At 73.5% G+C, this 4,305-nt stretch carries 4 protein-coding genes; 3 read left to right on the top strand and 1 reads right to left on the bottom strand.

Annotation, left to right across the window (positions count from 1 at the left end; translation table 11 throughout):
• Positions 1-50: 50 nt before the first annotated feature.
• Positions 51-272 carry an MbtH family protein gene (locus tag GQS09_RS27210; protein ID WP_165990190.1) on the bottom strand — a complete coding sequence of 74 codons (222 nt, stop codon included), beginning with the start codon at positions 270-272 and terminating at the stop codon, positions 51-53.
• A 559-nt stretch (positions 273-831) separates the two neighbouring features.
• On the opposite strand from GQS09_RS27210, the gene GQS09_RS27205 reads away from it, so the two are divergent.
• From GQS09_RS27205 to GQS09_RS30095, 3 genes are all read left to right on the top strand, one after another.
• The gene (locus GQS09_RS27205) at positions 832-1,641 is read left to right on the top strand and encodes a thioesterase II family protein (protein WP_165990189.1); all 810 of its coding nucleotides are present in this window, start codon (positions 832-834) and stop codon (positions 1,639-1,641) included.
• A gap of 149 nt (positions 1,642-1,790) precedes the next feature.
• Positions 1,791-3,602: an amino acid adenylation domain-containing protein gene (locus GQS09_RS27200; protein WP_313896367.1), complete on the top strand. Its 1,812-nt coding sequence runs from the start codon at positions 1,791-1,793 to the stop codon at positions 3,600-3,602.
• The coding region (locus GQS09_RS30095) for a phosphopantetheine-binding protein (protein WP_313896366.1) at positions 3,506-4,305 on the top strand (800 nt) is incomplete at its 3' end. The genes GQS09_RS27200 and GQS09_RS30095, both read left to right, overlap by 97 nt.

The following is a 4,305-nucleotide window of genomic DNA, read 5'->3' as shown; positions in this document are numbered from 1 at the left end:
GCCGGCCGCCCGGCCGGTGGGCCGGCCGGGCCGCCGCGCGCCCGGCGGGCTCAGGCGCTGTTCGCGGCCATCGCCTCGCGCAGACTCTTCGGCCGCAGGTCGGTCCAGTTCCGCTCCACGTACTCCAGGCACTCCTGGCGGCCTTCCTCGCCGAAGGCGATCCGCCAGCCGGCGGGGACCTCGGCGAACGACGGCCACAGCGAGTGCTGGTCCTCGTCGTTCACCAGGACGTAGAACCGGCCATCCGCGTCGTCGAACGGGTTGCTGCTCACTGTCGCCTCCAATTCACACCATTCACGATTCGCTTCCGGTGGGATTACTCACCGGCGGCAGGCGGATGAGCATCCGCCCGAGTGCGGGTGTTGTCGCCGGTCCGTCCCGGTGTCCTGGCGACAGGACACCGTCCCGTGCCCGGACGTCGATGAGTGGTCCTGGAAGCAATACCACATTGTGGTTGTCCCGTCGCCGGGACACGAAACACTCCGCGCCCTGTGCCAATCGCTCCGAATGCCGCCCCCGTGCCGCTGCGCCGGTTCCCTTGCCCGTGCCGGACGGGCGCTTCTACGATCGGCGGCGAGGGACGGCAGGGATTCGTCCACCGGTCCCGACGCGTCCCTCCCGCAAATACCGGACTCGGTTTCCCGGAACCGTGCCAAGTTTTCTCCCCGGAAATTCGGCCGACGGGTCACGCTTCCTCCGGTAACGCGCTCCGGCCGGTTCTGCGCGCCGGTTCTCACCTGGTTCTTCGTCATCGGAAACCGCTGCAATCCGCTGTTTTTGCCTGAAACAACTGCCGATCGACAGATCGGTGCCGAGATCTGAGGAGCAGCCATGGGGGCGCACGCGCACAGCCGTTCGCAGGAGGCGGTACTGGCAGTCGAGAGCCCTTGCCTGTGGCGGGCCCGGCGGCCCGGCTGCCGCCACCGGCTGGTCTGCTTTCCGCACGCGGGCGGAGGGGCAAGCGCCTTCTCCGGGTGGGTGCCCCGGCTGCCGTCCGGGATCGAGCTGATCGCCGTCCAGCTGCCGGGCCGGCAGAACCGGATTCTGGAGGACCCGGCCACCGAGGTCGGCCCGCTGGTCCGGGAGCTCGCCCAAGCCCTGCGCCCGGTGCTGACCGGCCCGTTCTCCTTCTTCGGCCACTCCTGCGGTGCGCTGCTGGCCTACGAGGTGACCCGGGCGCTGCGGGCCGCCGGCGGGCCCGCCCCGGCCCACCTCTTCCTCTCCGGGGAGTCCTCGCCCGAGGCGGCCCGGGGCCGGCCGGAACTCCACGGCCTGCCGGAGGACGAGTTCCGCGCCAAGGTGCTGAGCCTGGGCGGTTTCGACGAGGAGATCCTGGAGGACGAGGACGCACTGGAGATCCTGCTGCCGACCGTACTGGCGGATTTCCGGCTCTGGGAACGCCACCGGACGGCTCCCCGCCCCCCGCTGGACGTCCCCATCACCGTGCTGGTCGGGGATTCCGATGTCCGGGCACCCCTGGACTCCGTCGGGCCGTGGCGCGGGCACACCAGCGAGCAGTTCGACATACGGGTCTTCCCGGGCGGACACTTCTATCTCTTCGACGGCGGCGCGAATACCGAACTCCTCGATTTCCTCGGCACCACCCTGCTGGCTTCCGGAAATGACCGGCCCGATGCGTGAACAGACCACCCGGCCCCCGGAGCCGGAGCCGGAGCCGGAAAGAGAAACCGCGCGGATAACCATCCGTCCGATGCCCGATACCCCTGGGGAAGGTCGCCTTGTGTTCTTCTGAGCAGTCCTGGCTGCCGGGTCAGCCGACGGAACCCACGGTGCCGGCCGCGACAATTCCCGAACTCTTCGGGCGCCGGGTCGCCGAGGCGCCGGACGCGCCGGCCCTGGTCTCCGGCGAGGCGACGCTGACCTACGCCGAACTGGACGCCCGCGCCGACCGCCTGGCCCGGGTGCTGGCCGCCCGCGGCGTCGGCCCCGAGACCGTGGTGGGCGTGGCCATGCGGCGCTCGCCGGGCCTGTGGGTGGCGGTGCTCGCGGTGCTGAAGGCCGGCGGCGCGTTCCTGCCGGTGGACCCGGCCTACCCCGCCGACCGGATCACCTTCATGGTGGCGGACTCCGCGGCCCGCCTGATGCTGGCCGACCCGCCCACCGCCGGAGTGCTGCCCCCGCTCCCCGTCCCGGTGCTGAGCCTGGACGGGCTCGGCGGCCTCACCGGCCCGGCGCCGGAGGAGGCCGGGGCGGACATCCCGGACACCCCCGCCCCGGCGGCCCGGGCACGGGTGGCCCATACCGCCTATGTCATCTACACCTCCGGCTCCACCGGGCGGCCCAAGGGAGTCGCGGTCACCCACCGGGGCCTGGCCGCCCTGCTCGCCACCCACCAGGACCGGCTGAAGGTGACCGCCGACAGCCGGGTGCTCCAGTTCGCCTCGCCGAGCTTCGACGCCTCGGTGTGGGAAATGTGCATGGGCCTGCTCTCCGGCGCCACGCTCGTGGTGGCGGACCAGGACGAGCTGGCGCCCGGCAGTCCGCTCGCCGCGACCATCGCCCGGCACCGGGTCACCCACGCCACCCTGCCGCCGCCGGTCCTGGCCGTGCTCCCGCAGGACTCCCTGGCCACGGTGCAGACCCTGGTGGTGGCCGGCGAGGCGACCGTGCCGGAACTGGCGGACACCTGGTCGGTGGGCCGCCGCATGATCAACGCCTACGGCCCGACCGAGACCACGGTCTGCGCCACCATGAGCGCGCCGCTGCCCGGCGACGGCCGCACCCCGCCGATCGGCCGGGCCGTCACCGACACCCGGGTCCAGGTGCTGGACGACGCCCTGCGCCCGGTCGGCCCCGGGGTCGTCGGCGAGCTGTACGTGGCGGGCGAATCGCTGGCCCGCGGCTACCTGGGCCGTCCCGGGCTGACCGCGCAGCGCTTCCTCGCCTGCCCGTTCGGCGGGCCGGGCGAGCGCATGTACCGCACCGGTGACCTGGCCGAGTGGACCCCCGAGGGCGACCTGGTGTTCCACGGCCGCGCGGACAGCCAGGTCAAGATCCACGGCATCCGGATCGAACCGCACGAGGTGGAGGCCGCGCTGATGGCCCATCCGGGCGTGGCGCAGGCCGCCGTTACCGCCCACGAGCGGCCGGACGGCGGGGGCAAGCAACTCGTGGGCTACGTGGTGCCCGCCCGCACCGCCGCCCAGGACCACGCCGGGCACGGCATTTACGGCTCCGTCGCCTTCGACTCGGGCTTCGCCAAGGGCGAGCTGCGCGCGTTCCTGGCCGGGCAGCTCCCGGAGTTCATGGTGCCCGGGGTGTTCGTCATCCTGGACCGGCTGCCGCTGACGCCCAACGGCAAGCTGGACAAGGCCGCGCTGCCGGAACCCGAGTACACCGCCGAGGCGTACCGGGCGCCCCGCACCCGGCAGGAAGAGATCCTGGCCGCCCTGTTCGCCGAGCTGCTCGGCGTGGACNGGCGTACCGGGCGCCCCGCACCCGGCAGGAAGAGATCCTGGCCGCCCTGTTCGCCGAGCTGCTCGGCGTGGACCGGGTCGGCATCGACGACGACTTCTTCGCCCTGGGCGGCGACTCCATCCAGTCCATCCAGGTGGTGGCCCGGGCCCGGGCCCAGGGCGTGACCGTCTCCCCCCGGGACGTCTTCGAGTGCCGGACGGTCGCCGCGCTGGCCGGGACCGCCGCCGCCCGGGAGCGCAGCGGTGCCGCCGCCGTGCTGCCGGAGCTGGAGGGCGGCGGCACCGGGCGGCAGCCGCTGCTGCCGGTCGCCCAGTGGATACGGGACTGGGGACCGGGATTCGACCGCTTTCTCCAGGCCATGGTGGTGGACCTGCCTGCCGGTATCGACGGGGAGGGACTGGCGGCGACCCTGGGCGCGGTCTTCGACCGGCACGACCTGCTGCGCGCGCGGCTGCTGCCGGAGGAGGGCGAGGGCGGCGCCCTGGAGGTGGCTCCGCCCGGTTCGGTGGAGGTGCCCGCGCTGATCCGCCGGGTGGCCTGGGACGGCGACCGGGGCGAGGAGTGGCACCGGTCGCTGATGCGGGAGCTGGACGCGGCGGCGGGAAGGCTGGACCCGGCGGCCGGGGTGATGGCCCAGTTCGTCTGGTTCGACCCCGTCGGCCCCGTCGGCCCCGCCGACTCTGCCGACTCCGCTGACTCTGCCGACTCCGCCGGTCCCGGCGGCTCGGGCGGGGCGGTTGCGGGGCGGCTGGTGCTGGTGCTGCACCACCTGGTGGTGGACGGTGTCTCCTGGCGCATCCTGCTGCCCGACCTGGCCGCCGCCTGGCAGGCCGTCCGCGACGGCCGCACCCCCGAACTGCCCCCGGT

It is taken from the genome of Streptomyces sp. YIM 98790 (genome assembly GCF_011421595.1).
GTDB lineage: Bacteria > Actinomycetota > Actinomycetes > Streptomycetales > Streptomycetaceae > Streptomyces.
Note: the sequence above shows the minus strand (reverse complement) of the source record. Positions and strands in the feature narration are given on the sequence as shown.

Coding starts and splice junctions, on each gene's coding strand:
- GQS09_RS27205 (WP_165990189.1), top strand. CDS start 832: ATGGGGGCGCACGCGCACAGCCGTTCGCAGGAGGCGGTACTGGCAGTC.